The organism is Salinivibrio sharmensis (assembly GCF_001995985.1).
In the GTDB taxonomy this organism is placed as follows: Bacteria; Pseudomonadota; Gammaproteobacteria; order Enterobacterales; family Vibrionaceae; genus Salinivibrio; species Salinivibrio sharmensis.
In genome coordinates, this window is record NZ_MUFC01000012.1 from 25,446 (window position 1) to 45,238 (window position 19,793).

Here is a 19,793-nt window from a genome sequence, read left to right on the forward strand (position 1 = left end):
GCAGGAGGAAACATGAGTCAGTTTTTTTATGTCCACCCAGAGAACCCGCAAGCGCGGCTGATCAAACAAGCGGTGGAAATTGTCCGAAACGGTGGGGTGATCATTTATCCGACCGATTCGGGCTATGCGCTTGGCTGTCAGCTTGAGAACAAACAAGCGTTAGAGCGTATTTGCCGTATTCGTGATCTCGATAAAGATCATAACTTCACCTTACTGTGCCGTGATCTGTCTGAGTTATCACTGTATGCACGGGTCGATAATGTTGCATTTCGCTTGATTCGTAATAACACACCTGGCGCATATACGTTTATTTTCAAAGCGACCAAAGAAGTGCCAAAACGGTTGATGAATCCAAAACGGAAAACTATTGGCATTCGTGTTCCAGACAACCAAATCGCCCTGGATTTGCTCGAGGCGCTGGGTGAGCCGCTAATGTCGACCTCACTGATTCTGCCCGGTAATGATTTCACCGAATCCGATCCTGAAGCGATTCGCGATCAGCTAGAGCACAGTGTGGATTTGATTATGCACGGTGGTGTACTAGGTGAGCACCCCACCACAGTGGTCGATTTCAGCGAAGGCTTGCCTGAAATTCGCCGTCATGGCAGCGGTGATCCCGCCCCGTTTGATTAATATCGGACGACGGGTGAACCAACGCACAGTGTCGCGCGTAATTACCCATGCAATGTTCTTGTTCTGATGTTGCGTCAACCACAGGTTGACCTTCCATTCCCGCCCAGCCGCCTTGCTGGGCGTTTTTTGTCCAGGTGTTTTGCGATTGACTCAGCCACAACAGCTGATACGGCGTGAAACTGTTTCTCTACTCCCTAGGTTCTTGGTATCATGCACGGCTGGCTAACTTATTATCGTTAGCTCTTATGCCAACCGAGACAGTGATGACGCCTGTGAAGGCGACAGTAAGGTAAGAAAACATGAGCGAAAAATTACAGAAGGTGCTAGCGCGTGCTGGCGTAGGTTCACGCCGCGAGATGGAAGGCTACATCCAAGCCGGTCGGGTGAGTGTCAATGGTGCTGTTGCCAAACTAGGTGACCGCCTTGATGACCCTAGTGCGTTGGTACGTGTTGATGGTCACGCGGTGCAGCTTAATGCGCCTTCTGAGTCTGTGTGTCGCGTTCTTGCATACAATAAACCAGAGGGTGAGTTGTGTACGCGAAGCGACCCAGAAGGGCGTCGTACTGTATTCGACCGCTTACCTAAATTGAAAGATGCGCGTTGGGTTGCGGTCGGTCGCCTGGATGCCAACACCTCAGGCTTAATGCTGTTCACTACCGACGGTGAATTAGCGAATCGCTTGATGCACCCAAGTCGCCAAGTGCAACGTGAGTACATGGTACGTGTGTTTGGTGACGTGAACGAAGATATGGTGAAAAACCTCGTTCATGGCGTTGAGCTAGAAGATGGCGTGGCACGCTTTGAAGACGTCGTTTATGCGGGCGGCGAGGGGATGAATCACACCTTCTATGTGGTGATTACCGAAGGGCGTAACCGTGAAGTGCGTCGTTTGTGGGAAACCCAAGGTGTGACGGTAAGCCGTTTGAAGCGTGTGCGCTACGGCGATATCTATCTTGAAAAAGATCTGCCGCGTGGCGGCTGGCGCGAGATGGACCTTAAAGAGGTCAATTACCTGCGCGAAATGGTAGAGATGAAGCCAGAATCGCAAACGGTGATCACGCCAGAAGATCAAAAGCGTAAAAAATCGCGCCAGAAGATCCGCCGTGCAGTACGTCGCTACGAGGAGCGTATCGACAGTAATGATAAGCCGAAGAAAACACGCCAGGCTCGTCGGGGCAACGCACCTGCAGCAGGGCCGAAAGGCGGAAGCCCGAAAAAGGGCAATCAGCGTTCGGGCGCGCCACGTGGTAAAGGTAAACCCAGAACGCGGAAGTAAGTCTGCGTGATGTTCGCTAAAGCCCGGCCATGTGCCGGGTTTTTGTTTTTGTATGACGGTCTATGTCGTCGCGATCTTTATTATTGATAGCAGCCATCTCATGCTTCTAATTGGTTCGCCGATCGCAAGCTAGTGGTGATAATGATTATTGTTTGTGTTAGTTTTGGGTTTATTTATAAACTTGTCGACAAACGGATGTGATGACAACGGCATTAGCACCAGAGCAAACCGCACGCTTTGATCGCATAGAGCGGGTTTTAGACTTTATTCACTCAAACCTTGATCAACCACTTTCTGTTAGTGAGTTGGCCGCCCACAGCTGCTGGTCTCGCTGGCAGTTACAGCGCGTTTTCTCGGAGCAAACTGGCGTGAGTGTGGCGCACTATGTACGTGAACTGAGGCTTAGTTATGCCGCTAAACAGTTGCTCACTCGGCCCGATAGAGTGATTGATATCGCGCTGTCGTTTGGGTTTACCTCAGAGGCAAATTTTTCCCGCGCATTTCGTCAACAGTTTGGGGTAAGCCCTCGGACCTATCGTCGCCGAGGGGTGATGGATGGCATCCGAACGCCACTGCATATCACCACACTGGCAACCCCAAAACCCTCGTGGCTGTCAGTGCATATTCAAACGCGATCATCGATCACGCTGGTGGGGCAGACTTCGCCGATATTAGGCTTGTTCGCACCTCATCCCAATTTTATGGACGTGGTGCCTAAGCTGTGGCGTGATGCGCATGAGGCTGGGTTTATTGACGCCAGCCAGCCAAGTATTGGTGCGATTGATGTAGCCAGTGCTGATACGCTTCAAACGCCGTTACCGTATTTAGCGGGTCAACAAGGCGACACCTTATCAGCGACTTCTTTTACTCAATGGACGGTGCCTGAGTCGACCTATGCGGTGATTACGCATTTAGGGCCAGTGAGCGAGCTACCTAATACTTTGCATACCTTTATTTATCATTGGCTGCCAGCCTCAGGCTATCGGTGCACTGACGGGATTGAGCTTGAAGTTTATCCGTCGGGCTATCAACCACAGCGTGACACTGCAGAAATGACGTATTGGATCCCGCTCGAGTGTCGCCATCATGCACCAAAATGAACAGTATTCATTTTGTGCCTCTTTAAAATGCGAATGATTACGTTTTACGTTCTATTTGCATTGAGAGGAAAAACATCATGGATATGGGTTGTGCACGCATGCAGCAGGTTGGCGGGTGGCGACTGTCCCCGTTAGCAATGGCGGTCATGGGGTGCCTGATGGTGCCATCAGCTTATGCCAAGTCGCAACACGCCGAGATGGAAACCATAGAAGTCTTGGGCGATACCTACCGAAACACCGCCACTAAAACAGTACTGGCACCAGAAGAAACACCTCAAGCGGTCACTGTCATCGACCGAGAGGCCATCGAACAGAGCCAAGCTAGTTCATTGAGTGAAGTGGTGCGCTATACGCCGGGTGTAAATACTGAACTGCGGGGTGGGGCCGTCACGCGTCTCGATCTCTTTAACATTCGTGGTTTCATTAACTACCAAAACTTTTTTGATGGCCTCGCGGTTCCCTACAATACTTGGAATTTACAGCCACAGATTGATCCGATTGCGATTGAACAGGTGGAAGTGTTTAAAGGGCCGACGTCGGTGTTATACGGGAATATTCCACCGGGTGGGATGGTGAATATGATCGCCAAAACGCCGCAACAAGAAACGGCACACCGCGTGGCAATGAGCACTGACTCTGATGCCCTGCGTGAAGTATCTGTTGACAGTACCGGTGCGATTTCTGACACTCCATTGGCGTACCGGATGGTGGCGCTGGCACGACAAAAAGATGGTCAAGCGGGCGATTCAGAAGAAGAGCGCTATGTCGTCGCTCCATCGTTAGATTGGCGGGTGTCGCCAGATACGTTGGTGAACGTTAACCTTTATTACCAAGCGGATCCAGCGGCGGGCATTTATACCTCATTGCCGGCCAAAGGCTCGGTATTGCACAGTGACCAAGGCAGCCTCTCTAGCGACAGTTTTTCCGGGGACAACAACTGGAACACCTATGATCGTGAGTTTCTGATGCTGGGTTATAAGGTGCAACACCAGCTCTCATCAAATTGGTCGTTGCTGCACTCAGCACGCTACACAGATGCTGATTTGCTGCAAAAAAATATGTACATCGATACACGGTTAGTGAATGACGACAACTATCGTCAAAATACGTTTGATGGCCGCCACTATCCGCGAAACGCTTACCTGACCAATGAAACAATGGCGGCTTGGGTGGTCGATACACAGCTTTCTGGTGATTTGAGCTGGGGAGCGGCACAGCACTACACCTTATTCGGCGTTGATTATCAAGATATGTCTTCAGACGTTGATTATGACGACACGTTGGCGAATGTGGTGCCGGATATTGATATTTTTGACCCCGACAACAACCAGGTTGATCCTGATTCTCTGGATTTTGTCTACCAAGATAAGCATGACATCTCGGTAACGCAGACCGGCCTCTATGCCCAAGATCAGATCCTGTGGAACCAATGGGTGTTGCTCGCAGGGGCTCGTTACGACGAGTACGAGTTAAAAGATGACCAGCACACACTGTATGCGGGTTCACCGAGTACGTCAGAGAAAAACATTCGCCATTATAATCTGGCATTTCGCGCCGGTGCGATGTATCAGTTTGATAACGGTATTTCTCCTTATCTGAGTTACTCAGAAAGCTTTGAGCCAACGGATATGGATAATCGCGGTAATGTGTTTGACCCATCCACCGGCAAACAATGGGAAACCGGCCTCAAGTACTTGTCGCTAGACGGTAGTACGGGCGTCAACGTGGCGTTGTTCGAGCTTAAAAAGCAAGATGCGCTGGTGAACGATCCCAATGACTCGTATGCAAAAATCCAAACCGGTGAAATTCGCTCTCGTGGCATAGAGGTCGAATTTAATCATGCACTTAGTTTAGAGACGGATGTGGCCTTAACTTATGGCTATATTGACATGGAGATCACGGATGACCCTAACCTAGAGGGCAAGACCCCAGTTTGGGTGCCAGAGCAGACTGCCAGTGCGTGGCTGAATCACCAGATCAGTGCGGGTACACGCGTGAGTGTGGGCACACGTTATGTGGGTGAGTCACAGGGTAACGCAACCAATACCTTTACGGTGCCCGACTATACCGTGTTTGATACAGCGGTGAGTTACGATCTCTCGCAAGCATCATCGTCGCTATCAGGCGCAAAACTGTCCCTATCTGCAACAAACTTGTTCGATAAAACCACTTACAGCTGTTTTGATGAATTGAACTGTTGGTATGGTGATGAGCGAAATGTCAAGGCAACACTCAGCGTTGACTTTTAACCCACCATCTAGCAAAGCGCCCCCAGTGCTGGGGGCGCTTTTGCTTAACGTTTTGGCTGCGCATCAATGCACTGACCATGCTCCTTGATGCCCTCTGGCGCCATGAGGTACAGATAGAGCGGCATAATATCCAATGGTGTTTTCAGTGTTTCTGGATCTTCCCCTGGGAAAGCGCTCGCGCGCATGCTGGTGCGGGTACCACCCGGGTTGATCGCGTTGACACGTACTTTGGTATCAGACATTTCATCTGCCAGCACTTGCATCATGCCTTCGGTCGCGAACTTAGAAATCGCATAGCTGCCCCAATAAGCACGCCCTTGGTGGCCGACAGTCGATGTGGTAAACACCACGCGGGCATCGTCAGACTTTTTCAATAATGGCAACAGGGCTTGCGTCATCAGCATGGTGGCTTTGACATTCACCTGCATCACATCGTCATGTGACTTTTCATCAATTTGATCGAATGGGCTAAGCACACCGAGAAGGCCAGCGTTGTGCAACACGCCGTCTAAGCGCCCGAACTGCTGCTCAATCGTATCTGCCATATCCAAATAATGCTGACGCGTGGCACCCAGCATATCTAATGGGATAATCGCAGGTTGCGGTGCGTCCATTGCTTCAATTTCATCGTATACTGCTTCAAGTTTTTTCACGGTGCGGCCGAGAAGGATGACAGTGGCCCCTTTCTCTGCATAGCTAAGTGCGGCTTGGCGGCCAATGCCAGCGCCTGCACCGGTCACCAAAATCACACGCCCTTCAAGCGCGTTTGAGCTTACTTGGTAGTCCACGATATAAATCCTTATTTATTGTTAAACGTAGATTATTGTAAGGTTGCAGATAAAGTGTGACAACCAAGTGCGTGATGTACGGTTAACGGCATTGCCAACGTAGCGATAAAAAAGAGGATACAACATTGGATTTCATTGCGGATTATGGGCTTTTTCTGGCCAAAGTCGTCACTTTCTTATTAGCGGCATTTGTGTTGGTCGCTTTAGTGCGCGCCGCGAGCGACAAAGGGGGGCAAAAAGGTAGCCTGAAGCTCACTGACTTGACTGAGCGGTTTAAAAACTATCGTCAATCGCTAGAGCAGCATTTGTACAATGACTCGGCGTTAAAAGCGCGAGAGAAAGACGAGAAAAAAGCCAAGAAAAAGGAAGAAAAGGCGCAAAAAGCCGCAGCCAAAAAGCAGAGCGAATCATCGGCTCAACGAGATCCACAACTGTTCGTGATCCACTTTAAAGGCAGCATTGATGCCCGCGAAGTGGAGGCGTTACGCGAAGAGGTGACGGCGATTTTGTCGGTAGCAACCGAACAGGACGAAGTCTTGGTCAACGTCGAGAGTGGTGGCGGTATGGTGCATGGCTACGGCCTAGCGGCGTCTCAGCTGGCACGCTTCCGTCAAGCAGGCGTGCCCTTAACCGTGGCGGTCGATAAAGTAGCGGCAAGCGGTGGGTATATGATGGCATGCGTCGCGGATAAGTTGATTGCAGCGCCGTTTGCGATCATTGGCTCGATTGGGGTGATTGCCCAGCTGCCCAACTTTAACAAGCTGCTCAAGAAAAACGATATCGAGTTTGAGCAGCTGACCGCCGGCGAGTTTAAGCGCACGCTAACCATGTTTGGTGAAAACACTGATAAAGCACGCGAGAAGTTCAAAACGGAGCTGGAAGAAACCCATGGTCTGTTCAAAGCGTTTATCAGCGAATACCGCCCGTCTCTTAATGTCGATAAGGTTGCCACCGGTGAACACTGGTTTGGTAACCAAGCATTGGATCTGGGATTGATTGACCAGGTCTGTACCAGCGACGAGTATTTGTTCCAGGCGGCGAATAACGAGCGAAAAGTGCTGTCGGTGTCTTACCATCAGCGTAAAAACATTGCTGAAAAGCTTGCTGGCGCATCCGCGGAGGTGGCCGATCGTGTGCTGCTAAAATGGATCAGTCGTGGGCAGCGCCCGCTCGTATAGCCCTCAGCCTCCCAGCACGCGCACGGCGTGATACTGGGAGGCCGGTGTTTACGCACAGTGCGCTAAGCAAATACGTACAATAATTAGCTCAATACCAATAATAATGTGAGCCAAGCCAAAAATTACCGCATCCATTTAGCTATTTTACGTGTGGCAATGGTAATGATTAGCGCGTTTTTTACCGGAAAGTGGCATCAAGAAGCATAGATACATCCCTCTCACAATTGATTAACAATTGCGGAAGGGACGAGCAATCAGCGTGTTTTGCTGCGAATTTAGTTGATATTCGGCTAGACTCGCTCAATATTGTAAACAGAAAGCGGCACTCCAGCATGGGAGTGAAACGCAACGAATTTTCGACAGTTTTAGCGCAAAGGGCGTCAATTAGGTCATTATGGGCAAATCTCTCGTCATCGTGGAGTCCCCAGCAAAGGCGAAAACGATCAACAAATATCTCGGCAAAGACTTCGTGGTGAAGTCGAGTGTCGGGCATGTTCGTGACTTGCCAACTGGAGCGACGCAAGGCGGTAAAAAGGCCGCACCTGTGTCCACGAAAGGGCTCAGCGCCGAAGAAAAAGCGCGAATTAAAAAAGAAAAAGAACAGAAGGCGCTCATCAACAAGATGGGCGTTGATCCTTACAATGGTTGGCAAGCGAAATACCAAGTGTTGCCCGGTAAGGAAAAAGTCGTCGCCGAGCTTAAGTCACTGGCTGAGAAAGCCGACAACGTTTATCTCGCAACGGATTTGGACCGCGAAGGGGAGGCCATTGCTTGGCACCTGCGCGAACTGATTGGCGGTGATAACGACCGCTTCAAACGCGTGGTCTTTAATGAGATCACTAAAAATGCGATCACACAGGCGTTTGAAGCACCGGGTGACGTCAATATCGACGGTGTCAATGCGCAGCAAGCGCGGCGGTTCCTCGACCGTGTGGTGGGCTTTATGGTTTCACCGCTGCTGTGGAAAAAAGTGGCGCGAGGCTTATCGGCCGGTCGTGTGCAGTCGGTCGCGGTCAAGCTGCTTGTTGAACGTGAGCATCAGATAAAAGCCTTTATTCCCGAAGAATTTTGGGATGTGCACGCCGATACGCTCACGCCGAAAGAGCAAGCACTGCGTTTGCTCGTGGCGCAGCAAAACGGTAAGGCGTTTAAGCCGAAGAACAAAGAAGAGGCAATGGCGGCGGTGTCGGCGCTTGAGCGCGCCAGCTTTGAGGTGCGTGATCGCGAAGATCGCCCGTCAACCAGCAAACCATCAGCGCCTTATATCACCTCAACTTTGCAACAGGCGGCAAGTACGCGCCTGGGCTTTGGGGTGAAGAAAACCATGATGCTGGCCCAGCGTCTTTATGAAGCCGGTTATATCACTTACATGCGTACCGACTCGACCAACCTCAGTAAAGAGGCGGTCGAGGCAGCGCGTGGTCACATTGCCAGCGAATACGGTGAGAAATACTTACCTGAGTCGGCCAACGTCTATGGGGCAAAAGCCAACGCGCAAGAAGCGCACGAGGCAATTCGTCCGTCAGATGTCAGTGTAAATGCCGATGATTTGCAGGGGATGGATCCCGATGCGCATCGCCTGTACGACTTGATCTGGCGTCAGTTTGTGGCCTGCCAAATGGTACCGGCAAAATATGACTCGACTACCTTGACGGTCGATGCGAGCGATTACACCTTAAAAGCGAAAGGACGTACGCTGCGTTTTGACGGTTGGACTCGGGTACAGCGACCTTCTGGGAAAAACGAAGATCAAACGTTGCCAGCGGTCGAGGTGGGTGAGTCACTGACACTCGATAAGCTTGATCCCAAGCAGCACTTTACCAAGCCACCGGCCCGTTATACCGAAGCGGCTTTGGTCAAAGAGTTAGAGAAAGCGGGGATTGGTCGTCCGTCTACCTATGCCTCTATCATTTCCACCATTCAAGACCGTGGATATGTGCGAGTCGAAAATCGTCGCTTCTATGCTGAAAAAATGGGCGAGATTGTCACAGACCGTCTCAACCAAAGCTTTGCCGATTTAATGGACTACGACTTCACTGCTCGCATGGAAGCGTCGCTCGATAAAATCGCTGAAGGTCAAGCCGACTGGAAAGCGGTGCTTGACGATTTCTTTGCTGACTTTACCGCTGAGCTAGAGCAAGCGGAGCAGGATGAAGACGAAGGCGGAATGAAGCCCAACTACATGGTAATGACAGATATCGACTGTCCAACCTGTGGACGTAAAATGGGGATTCGTACCGCATCGACTGGGGTGTTCCTCGGGTGTTCGGGCTACGCATTACCACCGAAAGAGCGATGCAAAACCACCATCAATTTGATGGATGAAGATGGCATCGTCAATGTGCTCGAAGAGGACGTTGAAACCGCAGATCTCCGGGCGATGAAGCGTTGCCCGATTTGTGAAACGGCAATGGACTCTTACCTCATTGATCAGCATCGCAAGCTGCATGTGTGTGGTAATAACCCGAGCTGTGAAGGTTATGTAGTTGAAAAAGGTGAGTTTAAGCCGAAAGGCTATGATGGGCCTGTGGTGGAGTGCGACAAATGTGGTTACGACATGGTGCTGAAAAATGGCCGGTTCGGTAAATACATGGGTTGCACTAACGAGGAATGTAAAAACACGCGTAAGATCCTCAAAAATGGTGACGTGGCGCCACCGAAAGAGGATCCGGTGCACTTCCCAGAGCTGCCATGTGAAAACTCGGACGCCTACTTTGTGCTGCGAGATGGTGCTTCTGGCCTGTTCATGGCCGCGAGTAATTTCCCGAAATCTCGTGAAACGCGTGCACCGCTGGTGGAAGAGCTTCACCGCTTTAAAGACCGCATTTCGGACAAGTTTAAATACCTTGCCGATGCCCCGCAGGAAGATCCCGATGGGCGTCCTACTGTGGTTCGTTTTGCACGTAAAACAAAAGAGAATTACGTGCGCAGCGAGGAAGACGGTAAACCTACAGGCTGGTCAGCCTTCTTTGTTGATGGCCAGTGGGAAGTCACTGATAAGCGCAAGAAGAAAGCCAAAGCCTAATCGGTATACCCGCCAACGACTAAACCCGCCACCAAGGCGGGTTTGTTGTTTTAGGACAAGCTCGCTCTTGCTTGATCCGCACCAATATCTCCTCGACAACAGTTGTTAGAATCTCGCCTTTGTCTTTTATCGCTGAGGCGTCATGGAGCTGCACCAACTCGTCAATACACTTGGCCAAGATTTAAAACACCGCTATGGCGAACGCGTCCATAAACTCACTTTGCATGGGGGTTTTAGCTGCCCAAACCGCGATGGCACGCTCGGGCGAGGAGGCTGTACCTTTTGCAATGTCGCATCGTTTTCCGATGAAACCGCGCAGCACCAATCCGTTAGTGATCAATTGCGCCTACGCGCCAAAGAAGTAGACCGAGCACGTCGTTATCTGGCGTATTTTCAAGCCTACACCAGTACATATGATGAAGTAGAGCGATTAAAGGCCCTGTACGAGCAAGCATTAGCGCGTGAAAACATGGTCGGGCTGTGTGTCGGTACACGGCCAGATTGTGTGCCTGACCAGGTGTTAACGCTGTTGGCGGACTATCGTCAACAAGGGTTTGAAGTCTGGCTAGAGCTTGGTTTGCAAACGGGGCATGATAAGACGTTGAAGCGCATTAATCGCGGCCATGATGTGGCGGTGTACGAGCGAATCACCCGACAAGCTCGTGCGCTCGGTATCAAAGTATGCACGCATTTGATTGTTGGCTTGCCTGGTGAGGGTATCACCGACCATCAAACAACGATTGACCGTGTCGTGAACACAGGCACCGATGGCATCAAATTGCATCCTTTGCATATTGTAGAGGGCAGTACCATGGCGAAAGCGTGGCGGGCGGGACGTCAAAGCGACATCACGTTAGACGCCTACGTTGACAGTGCCACGATGATGATCCAGCGAACGCCCCCTGACGTGGTGTATCATCGCGTGTCTGCGAACGCGCGCCCACCAACGTTACTGGCCCCTTCATGGTGCGAAAATCGCTGGCTAGCGATGACGGCCATTGCTAACCAGCTGGACAAACATGGCGCACAAGGCGCTGCGCTCGGAACTGCTTTTATTGCGCGTTAGGCTTTGACTGTGATGAGGAAACGCCGGGAGTGAGCCGGCGCAGCAGCTGTCCAATATCTTGCAACATCAGATATAAACACGGTACCAAGAACAGCGTCAGCAAGGTGGCAAACATCACCGCAAAGCCAAGTGCGACGGCCATCGGGATCACAAATCTTGCTTGCAGGCTGGTTTCAAACATGATGGGTAACACGCCCGCAAAGGTGGTGATAGACGTCAGTGTGATCGCCCGAAAACGGGCACAGCCTGCGTCGATCACTGCTTTTTTGATCGCAACCCCCGCGTGACGCGCTCGATTAATATAGTCAGTCATCACCAGCGCATCGTTGACCACCACGCCTGCTGCGGCAATCAAACCAAAGGTCGACATCATACTTAAATCGATATCAAACCAATAATGTCCCCAAATAGCGCCCGTTAAGCTAAAAGGGATCACCGACATGATAATCAGCGGTTGCGTATAGCTTTTTAAGGGCACGGCTAATAACGCATAGACTACAATCATCCCGGCGACAAAGAACAGCTTTTGTTCATCTTGCTGTGCCTGCTGCTCTTCAATTGAGCCACTGAGTTCACTGGTAACATCCGGATAATCGGCTAAAACTTCAGGGATCACCGATTGTTGAATGGTCTCAACCACTTGATTGGGTTCGACTAACTCTTCATCAATTGCCCCATAGACATAAACCGTTCTAAATCCTGCTTCGCGGCGCAGGCTACTCACCCCAGGTTGCTGTTCAAGTTTAACCACATCGCCTAACATAACTTGTTGACCGGTTGGGGTGGTGATCACCGCGTAACGTAGTGATGAAAAGGCCTCCCGGGTTAACTTGGGGTAGCGAACCATGACTTTTATCTCTTCACCGTCACGGATTAGGCGTTGTGCTTCGCCCCCGTAAAAACTTCCACCGACTTGCTGGGCAATGGTGGTGAGATCCAACCCCAAATCATGAGCGACCGGGGTGAGGGAGATCAATACTTCCTGACTACCTGAATCGATTGACGAGGAGATATCAAAAAGGCCAGCTTGTTGATTCAGGCGAGACATCAAGGCGCGACCTGCTGCGTTAAGTGTGTCAATGTCAGGGCCAAATAATAGAAAACCGAACTCATCACCTTGTTCTCCACCATTCACGTCATCTTGAATGGTGAGTTTTTTAACCCCTGGGATCTCCGGCATCGCCTCGCGCCAGCGCCGAGATAGCTCGAAGGTGGTAAAGGGGCGCAAGGTGTCATCGACTAAGGGGATCACCAGCTGTCCAGATGTTCGTCCTTCGTTAAACACCAGGGTGTCTTGCACCATGGCTTGCCCTGTTGCTTCCTCTGTCTTTGCATCGACGTGATAAACCATGTCTTCAATGGCTTTAAGCGCAGCAATGGTTTGCTCACTGGACGCATTGTTGTTCATCTCCAGCCGAATATTGGGAAAATCATGCGGGACTTTGGGCGTGGGGACCATACGCACATGACTGGCGACCACCAATGAAATACTGATAGCTAATAAGGCACCAAATAATGCGAAAGCCGACCAGCGCCAATGTACCGCGAAAGTGACGGCGCGGCGGTATGGTCCATTCACAAAACGATGAAATTGCCGATTAAAGCGCTGTCGGAAGCTATTTGGTTTGGGCGCGGAAAAGTGGGTATGCGCCAAGTGAGCGGGCAAAATAAGCTTCGACTCTACCAAGCTAAAGATAAGGCACAAGATGACGATTGACGCGATGCCAAAGAAAAAAGCGCGTTCAGGGCCGCTCGACATAATAAAGGGAGCAAACACTGCAATGGTGGTCAGTACCCCAAAAGTGGCAGGGGTGGCAACACGCTGCGCGCCTGCGACAACGTTTTGAATGCCGCCGCCTTTGTGTTCCACTTCGGTATAGACACTTTCACCGATAACGATCGCGTCATCGACGACGATCCCCAGCACCATAATAAACGCAAACAGTGAGACGATATTGATGCTGACCCCAATCACTGGCATTAGCATGACGGCACCAAGAAAACAGACAGGCAAACCGATAAGCACCCAGAGCGCAAGTTTGAAGCGCAAGAATAATGTGAGTAGCAAAGCGACCAGTACAGCACCTTGTAATAAGTTTTTCAGCATCATATCAAGGCGCGCGTTGAGGTAGTGTGTCATGTCTACCACCGATTTGAGCGCGAGCCCGGCGGGCAATGCTGCGTTTTTGTTTTGTATGTAACCTTTGACTGCATCAGCGACAGTGACCATGTTTTCGCTCGCTGTGGCGTTCACTGAGAGAAAAATTGCGTTTTTCCCTGAGTATTTAAAATAGCGTTCGCCCTCCGTAAACCCATCTTTAATCGTGGCAATATCCTGCAGCAACAGCTGACTGCCGTTGGGGCCAATTTTGATTGGGATCTGGCGAAATTCATCACCGCGGTAGCGTTGATTCTCGACACGAATCGCAATCATTCCGCTATCGGTGCGCACTTCACCGGCAGAGAAGTTGGCGGAATAGCGGGCAATGGCATCACTCACCTGGTTAAGCGTGAGGTTATACTTGCGCAGAATGCGTGGTGCCACCTCGATGGCAATTTCGTAGGTGGGGGCACTGAGCTCCACCAAGGTGACGTCTTTAAGCTGGAGGAGTTCGTCTTCAATATCCTGTGCCGCGCGCTTAAGCTCAGTCAGTGGCTTATTGCCCACCACCGCCATTTGAATAACGGGTTGGCGAAACTCCACTTGCGCCACGTTCAGCGGCTCCATCGATGCTGGGAGGTTAGAGAGGGCGTCGACTTCTTGTTTGACCCTATCAAGCACTTGGTTAAGATCTTCGCCAACATCGACTTCGATTTCTACTTGGCCAAAGCCACGCCGCGCGGTTGAAACCACTGATTCAATGCCCGTGACATCTTTAATGGCCTCTTCGACTTTAACCAGAATACTTTCTTCGACCTCTTGTGGAGATGCCCCCGGATAGTCCGCTGTGATATGGATATAGTTGATCTCGATGTTAGGGAACATCTGGCGTTGAATGAAAAAATAACTGGCCACCCCCATAACCAGAACAAACACCATGATCAGGTTCGCGGCGACAGGGTTGTGGGCGAAGTAGGCAATGATCCCGCGCGAGTGTGCGTCAGTGTTACTCATCGTCGCCCTCCGTTGATACCTCGGATGACAGCCGTACTGTCATGCCTGGCTCTGGGAACTCTGGCGGTGTCGTAACGACTTGGTCATTCGGTGTCAGCCCCTGATCGGCGTAGATATATTGACCTTCGGTTCTTACGACACGCAGAGTGCGAGGGGAGAGTTTTCCGGCTTGATCAACCACCCACACTTGACGGTTATTGATTATAGACTGAGGCAGTTTGAATACGCGCTCTAACGTCTTTCCTTTGAAGGTTGCTTCGACATAGCTGCCAAAAGGAAGAGCTGGCTGAGCCGATTGAATGCCATATGGGTCGTCAAGGCGCACTACCACTCGCATCATTCGCGTACTTTGCTCGACGATGCCTAGATCGCGCACAAGCTTTGCCTGGCGTTGAATCGGTTCGCTGCCGTTGCGAACTAAGTGCACATCAGTACCTGGCAATGGCTTGGGGAGAAAAAGGCTATCGAAGCCAGCGATTGGGAGATGGATCTCCGCAGCTTCAACGCTGTTAAGCGTGCCTACATGCGTCCCGGCGCTGATGTATTGGCCGGTACCGATGTCGCGTGACACCACAAGTGCATCGTAAGGGGCAGTCACTTGGCAGTTGTCTAAGTCGCGTTGTGCGCGTTTTAACGCTGCTTGCGCTGATTTTACCCGGGCTTTTGCACTGAGTACTTGTGGCTTGCGTAAGTAGAGATCGGTGACTTGTGAGGGAGGAAGGCTTTTTGCCTGACGTTTTGCCACCGCTGCCTGGGCTTGTTCTTCAATTAGCGCTGCTTTGGCGCTGGCCAGATCGGCCTCGGCAGTTAACACTGCGGCTTGATAGTTATCTGGCTCAATGGAAAGCAGCACCTCGCCACGCTTAACAATGCCACCTGCAACGAAGTTTGGATGCCACGTAACCACTTCACCCGACACTTGGGCAGAAAGCTGTGTGGTTTCTAACGGGGTAACTTCGCCGTGGGCCCGCAAGAGCACTTGGTGTTGTGTGGGCTGCACAACGCGTGTTTCAACAATCGGCGGTGGTGGTGCCGCGTCACCTTGTTGGGGGGCGGACTTTGTTGCCGCGATGGCGGTATAGCCGAGGTAGCCAAGACCGAGAATTATAAGGGGTAAAAACCAACGTAGTCCTTTCATTAATGCCGGGATCCTTTTTCGCCATAGCGTGGTGATATGTTGCGCTTTAGGGTGAGCTTAACGCTTCATTGACTAATTTATCACGCGAATTTGTGGATTGAATGACAGGTCAACCTAACTTTTGATGCGCATCAGTTTTTCCACAGGGGTCAGTACGGCTTGATATGCAACAGCGATCGTTGGACGACGGCGCATCAACGTCTAAGTGCCAAGACGAGGTTTTGTCACGGATGAGTACCGAGAAGTAAATCCAGTCGTAATCGTAGTTATTTTTCATAATAAAATTACATGCCCCCTCGATGTTATGCGTCTTTTTGCCGTTTTTAACGATAATAAAACCTTTTTTATGTAAAAAAATACCTTCCCTTATCCATTTTTCTCTCGTTAATTTCGTAATAAAAATAAGTTGGACGGTTTTTGTCGTTTTTGACGTGATTTTATATCCATGTTTTATGATATTTATTCCATATTGTTTGCATGAAGTGCTTGTCTGCGGGTACGGTGACTTTTGGTTTTTTTATTTAAGTTGTTGTTTATAATGCTTTTTTGTTTTTTGCTGGATAAGATCTATGTCATAAAACGGTCAAAAACATGCTCTAGTTCATATTATTCGCATTAAAAATTAAGCCGTGATTGATATTTTTCTTTGCGTAATTAGTCTGAAGGTGTGGCTACACGAAATGTGTAAGCAGCGGGGGAAAGCTGAAATATGTTTCTTAGCTTTCAAATCGGTTTTGCACTCGACAAAACTTAATAAATCAACGAGGCAAAACCCGTATCTTGCAGATAGCAGGAGTCTTTCATGAATAAGATTTTTAAGCGTTCGCTTATTAGTGCAGTGGTTGCATTAGGATCAACTGGTGCAATGGCCGCCGACCACGAAGGTGTGGTTGGTGTTTTGACTGACTACAATGTCGACCTTTATGGTGTTGCGGCTATTTCAGCCTTCAACCAAGAAGATGGTAACGGCTACGACTATGAGAATGAATCTCGCGTCGGGGTTCGAGCCGGTAAGGCGTTTAATGAAGATGTCTATATCTTCATGCAAATCGAATCAGGGTATGTCGGTGAAGATGGCACAGGCGCAACATTAGGTAATCGTGATACTTTCATTGGTATGAGAGGGGATTGGGGGCAAGTGCGTTTTGGTCGTATGTTGACGCCAATGTACGAGGTCGTTGATTGGCCCTATTCGAACCCTGGGTTAGGCCGCGTTTTTGACTGGGGGGCGGACACCAAGTCGCATTATGATCGTAAGGGCGATATTGCCCGTTATGACTCGCCAGACTTTGATGGTTTTAGTTTCGATGTCTCGGTTGGACGCGGTGATAAAGATCGCAAAGGGTCAAACCACTTTGGGGCTGCGGTGCATTATACAGTGGCAGAAGCCTTTACGCTGCACGGCGGTTACGAGTACAACTCTAATTATGAGACTGATATTGATAATTATGAGGGTGATATTGATACTAAGGCCTATTTAGCCGGTATTGAGGTACCCCTTCCAGGGGGCTTTAAGATTTCAGCGGCCTATAAATACAATGACGGCGTATATAAAGTTGGTGATTCAGACCCGCTGAAGACCTATAACGGTGTAGAGTCTGAACAAGAGCAAATATCCGTTGTCGGTGATTATTGGAACGGGCCTTGGGGATTCCGTTTGGGTTATGCGGCGAATGGTGATTCGGATCTTGACAACAATGTAGATGTCGATGATAGCGACTCCGTCATTGCTGGTCAGTTGATGTACTCGAAGAATGGTTTCTTACCTTATCTTCGTATTGGCCAGCACGATGCGGGCAATCTAGAGGACAAAAAAGCGTTTGCCCGTTTGGGTATCGAATATAACTTTTAACAGTAACACTTTGCCTTTCTATTCTTTTTTGCCGGCCAGGATGGCCGGTTTTTTTAAATTCCTGTAAGGGGGCTGTATGAAAGCAACTTTCCGTCTTGTGATCGCATCGAGTTGTCTACTTATTGTCGGTTGTACTAGCTTTGATTCGTCGAGCCAATTTGATGATGTTGCGAGTTCAGTGAAAGAGCGTCGCCACTATGTGCAGGTGGTGACGAAATCTATCACGCCAGACATTCAGGTCTTGTCTGGGACGAATGTCGTTAAAGCCAGTGCGAATTATGTGGCGAACTATCCCGTTGATAAGTCAGCAGGCCCCGACGTGGCTCCTTCCAGATTGATGACCGAGGTATCGTATTTCAAAAACTATCAAGAGTATGAAAACGTCACCATCAATGGTGAAATGGTGTCGCTTAAAAATACCCAAGTAACCTCAGAGACGTGTACAGAGCATTGTGTGACGACGCAATATGTATCATTTCCATTATCTCCAGATACCGTCGCCAATTGGCCTGAACAACAGGTAACCTACACATTTAGCAGTTCTGGAGGCGGGAATCGGGTGCAATTATCGATTCCGAAAGCTTACTTTCTTGCGGCCTACGATGAGGTTTCGCGAGTATTGGGGCAACAAAGCCAGTCCGTTGTATCCGCTAGTCAGCCAACCTCTGTGAAGGCTAAGGAAGAGAAACCAGAAGCAATGGTAAACTACTGGTATCAGCAAGCGAGTGACGCCGAGCGTCGCGACTTTGCGGATTGGGCGTTTGCGCATCGTGATGGAAGCGGTGTACTGCCGACCACTCAAAGTCAGCCTTTGCAGATGATGGGATATTGGTATCAGCAGGCGACTGCTACCTCGCGGAAAGCCATCCTTACTTGGTTACTAAACCAGTCCTAGCGTATTACCAAGCTTTGAATGTGCTGTGCAATCAAATCACATAAGGTTGCCAGCGCATTTTTATGTGCATGATCGAGTGGGTAAGAGGCATTCAACCGAAAGCAATGGGCAAACTGTGCGTGTGTCGCAAACATATTGCCCGGCGCGATACTGATATGGTGTTTGAGCGCAAGGTGGTAAAGCGCGGTGGTATCACTGCCTTTAGGCAAAGTTATCCATAAAAAATACCCCCCTTGGCTGTTAATGACATTAACGCCTTGCGGTAAATGGGCGATCAGAAACTGATAGGTCTCCTTTTTTCGTTCAGCCAGTGTGCGACGCAGCTGCTTTAGATGGTGTTCATAGTTTCGATTATGAAGATAATGCGCGACGGCAAGTTGAATGGGGACGCTGGTGGTCACTGTGCTCATTAGCTGCAGCTTTTGTAGTTTCTGGGCTTGATCACCGGCTGCCACCCAACCGAGGCGAAAGGCATCGACCAAGGTTTTTGAGAAAGAGGAACAGTGCAACACATGGCCGCTGCGATCGAACGCTTTAGTAGGGTGCGGTTTGTGTTCTCCATCATAGAGTTCGCCATAGACATCGTCTTCGATTAAATACACCTGATAGCGTTTGACGAGTTCGGCAAGGCGTGCTTTTTTCTCGTCTAACAGCGAATATCCCAACGGATTTTGATGATTGCTCATCAGCCAACAAGCGCGGATTGGATGGGTTTGCAAGGCGCGTTCAAGTGCATCGAGATCAATACCTTCTGTAGGATGTGTTCGGATCGCCATCGCTTTGAGTCCCCGGTTTTCAAGGGCTTGTAATGCCCCGTAAAACGCCGGGCTTTCGACTGCGACCCAATCGCCAGGTTGTGTGACCGCGCGTAAGCTTAGGTTAAGCGCATCCAACCCGCCCGCGGTGATCACGATTTCATCGGGAGAAACCTGCATCCCCTGCGCTGCATAGCGTTGGGCAATCAGGTGACGTAGTTGGGTATTACCCGGGGGAAGATTGTCGACCACACTATGAATCGACATAAAGCGCACCGCAGTGGTGAGCGAGCGGTTTACTTGATGGCGAGGGGCAAGCAGGGGATCAACATAGGCATGCCCATAGCTTGCCATGCCCGGCGAGCGGCTGGCTTGCAACACATCGAAAATATAGTCATTGATATCGACAGATTCTGCAGGATGAATCGCACTATCTGGCTTGTTATCGTCGAGTTCGGCATGAGGAGCGACGCGGTAACCTGAGCGGGATTGAGAAACAATCCACCCTTGGCTTTCTAGCAGTTGATAGGCTTGAAGTACCGTCATAACACTCAACCCTGAATAAGCGGCCTGTTTTCTCAGCGAGGGGAGTTTTTCTCCCACATGCCAAATGCCGGCTTGAATTTGTTGTTTGATCTGCTCGCTAAGCTGCTGATACTTCGACATCTTCCTACCATAATCGCCGCTAAGTGAACCAGACTATAACACTGACAATATAAAAC

13 protein-coding genes are annotated in these 19,793 nt (G+C 50.1%); 9 read left to right on the forward strand and 4 right to left on the reverse strand.

The genetic code is table 11. The features are described from left to right. Positions 1–12 precede the first annotated feature (12 nt). The 4 genes from BZG74_RS11620 (at position 13) to BZG74_RS11635 (ending at position 5,259) form a co-directional block, all read left to right on the forward strand. Positions 13–633: an L-threonylcarbamoyladenylate synthase gene (locus BZG74_RS11620; RefSeq protein ID WP_069362606.1), complete on the forward strand. Its 621-nt coding sequence runs from the start codon at positions 13–15 to the stop codon at positions 631–633. Between the two features lie 299 nt (positions 634–932). Continuing rightward, positions 933–1,910, forward strand: coding sequence for a 23S rRNA pseudouridine(2605) synthase RluB (gene rluB, locus BZG74_RS11625; protein WP_077772748.1), 978 nt, complete (start codon positions 933–935; stop codon positions 1,908–1,910). Between the two features lie 200 nt (positions 1,911–2,110). Then, positions 2,111–3,010 carry an AraC family transcriptional regulator gene (locus tag BZG74_RS11630; protein ID WP_077772749.1) on the forward strand — a complete coding sequence of 300 codons (900 nt, stop codon included), beginning with the start codon at positions 2,111–2,113 and terminating at the stop codon, positions 3,008–3,010. Between the two features lie 77 nt (positions 3,011–3,087). Further along, positions 3,088–5,259 carry a TonB-dependent siderophore receptor gene (locus BZG74_RS11635; RefSeq protein WP_235605755.1) on the forward strand — a complete coding sequence of 724 codons (2,172 nt, stop codon included), beginning with the start codon at positions 3,088–3,090 and terminating at the stop codon, positions 5,257–5,259. Positions 5,260–5,303: 44 nt separating this feature from the next. Here BZG74_RS11635 and BZG74_RS11640 read toward each other — a convergent pair whose 3' ends face one another. Next, a complete protein-coding gene (locus BZG74_RS11640) occupies positions 5,304–6,047 on the reverse strand; it encodes a YciK family oxidoreductase (protein WP_077772750.1) in 744 nt (247 codons plus the stop codon). 125 nt (positions 6,048–6,172) lie between these two features. On the opposite strand from BZG74_RS11640, the gene sohB reads away from it, so the two are divergent. The 3 genes from sohB (at position 6,173) to BZG74_RS11655 (ending at position 11,316) form a co-directional block, all read left to right on the forward strand. Then, positions 6,173–7,225, forward strand: a complete 1,053-nt coding sequence (gene sohB, locus BZG74_RS11645) for a protease SohB (RefSeq protein ID WP_077772751.1) — start codon at positions 6,173–6,175, stop codon at positions 7,223–7,225. Between the two features lie 394 nt (positions 7,226–7,619). Further along, positions 7,620–10,250 carry a type I DNA topoisomerase gene (topA, locus tag BZG74_RS11650; protein ID WP_077772752.1) on the forward strand — a complete coding sequence of 877 codons (2,631 nt, stop codon included), beginning with the start codon at positions 7,620–7,622 and terminating at the stop codon, positions 10,248–10,250. A 142-nt stretch (positions 10,251–10,392) separates the two neighbouring features. Further along, the gene (locus BZG74_RS11655) at positions 10,393–11,316 is read left to right on the forward strand and encodes a TIGR01212 family radical SAM protein (protein WP_077772753.1); all 924 of its coding nucleotides are present in this window, start codon (positions 10,393–10,395) and stop codon (positions 11,314–11,316) included. Here the strand turns inward: BZG74_RS11655 and BZG74_RS11660 are convergent. Further along, positions 11,303–14,431 (reverse strand): efflux RND transporter permease subunit, encoded by a 3,129-nt coding sequence (locus tag BZG74_RS11660; protein WP_077772754.1) that lies wholly within the window; start codon positions 14,429–14,431, stop codon positions 11,303–11,305. The genes BZG74_RS11655 and BZG74_RS11660 overlap by 14 nt on opposite strands. Continuing rightward, on the reverse strand, positions 14,424–15,569 hold the full coding sequence (locus tag BZG74_RS11665; protein WP_077772755.1) for an efflux RND transporter periplasmic adaptor subunit: 1,146 nt from the start codon (positions 15,567–15,569) through the stop codon (positions 14,424–14,426). The genes BZG74_RS11660 and BZG74_RS11665 overlap by 8 nt, the downstream gene beginning before the upstream one ends. 802 nt (positions 15,570–16,371) lie before the next feature. On the opposite strand from BZG74_RS11665, the gene BZG74_RS11670 reads away from it, so the two are divergent. Then, the gene (locus BZG74_RS11670) at positions 16,372–17,421 is read left to right on the forward strand and encodes a porin (RefSeq protein ID WP_077772756.1); all 1,050 of its coding nucleotides are present in this window, start codon (positions 16,372–16,374) and stop codon (positions 17,419–17,421) included. Positions 17,422–17,497: 76 nt separating this feature from the next. After that, positions 17,498–18,316, forward strand: a complete 819-nt coding sequence (locus BZG74_RS11675; protein ID WP_077772757.1) for a DUF2057 family protein — start codon at positions 17,498–17,500, stop codon at positions 18,314–18,316. Here the strand turns inward: BZG74_RS11675 and BZG74_RS11680 are convergent. Then, complete coding sequence (locus BZG74_RS11680) at positions 18,313–19,737, reverse strand: aminotransferase-like domain-containing protein (protein WP_077772758.1); 1,425 nt, start codon at positions 19,735–19,737, stop codon at positions 18,313–18,315. The genes BZG74_RS11675 and BZG74_RS11680 overlap by 4 nt on opposite strands. Positions 19,738–19,793 lie beyond the last annotated feature (56 nt).

Bases quoted from the DNA above. Each gene is read 5' to 3' on its own strand.
- rluB (WP_077772748.1), top strand. From the start codon at position 933: ATGAGCGAAAAATTACAGAAGGTGCTAGCGCGTGCTGGCGTAGGTTCA.
- BZG74_RS11670 (WP_077772756.1), top strand. From the start codon at position 16,372: ATGAATAAGATTTTTAAGCGTTCGCTTATTAGTGCAGTGGTTGCATTA.
- BZG74_RS11620 (WP_069362606.1), top strand. From the start codon at position 13: ATGAGTCAGTTTTTTTATGTCCACCCAGAGAACCCGCAAGCGCGGCTG.
- BZG74_RS11630 (WP_077772749.1), top strand. From the start codon at position 2,111: ATGACAACGGCATTAGCACCAGAGCAAACCGCACGCTTTGATCGCATA.
- BZG74_RS11660 (WP_077772754.1), bottom strand. From the start codon at position 14,431: ATGAGTAACACTGACGCACACTCGCGCGGGATCATTGCCTACTTCGCC.
- BZG74_RS11665 (WP_077772755.1), bottom strand. From the start codon at position 15,569: ATGAAAGGACTACGTTGGTTTTTACCCCTTATAATTCTCGGTCTTGGC.
- BZG74_RS11680 (WP_077772758.1), bottom strand. From the start codon at position 19,737: ATGTCGAAGTATCAGCAGCTTAGCGAGCAGATCAAACAACAAATTCAA.
- BZG74_RS11635 (WP_235605755.1), top strand. From the start codon at position 3,088: ATGGATATGGGTTGTGCACGCATGCAGCAGGTTGGCGGGTGGCGACTG.
- BZG74_RS11675 (WP_077772757.1), top strand. From the start codon at position 17,498: ATGAAAGCAACTTTCCGTCTTGTGATCGCATCGAGTTGTCTACTTATT.
- topA (WP_077772752.1), top strand. From the start codon at position 7,620: ATGGGCAAATCTCTCGTCATCGTGGAGTCCCCAGCAAAGGCGAAAACG.
- BZG74_RS11655 (WP_077772753.1), top strand. From the start codon at position 10,393: ATGGAGCTGCACCAACTCGTCAATACACTTGGCCAAGATTTAAAACAC.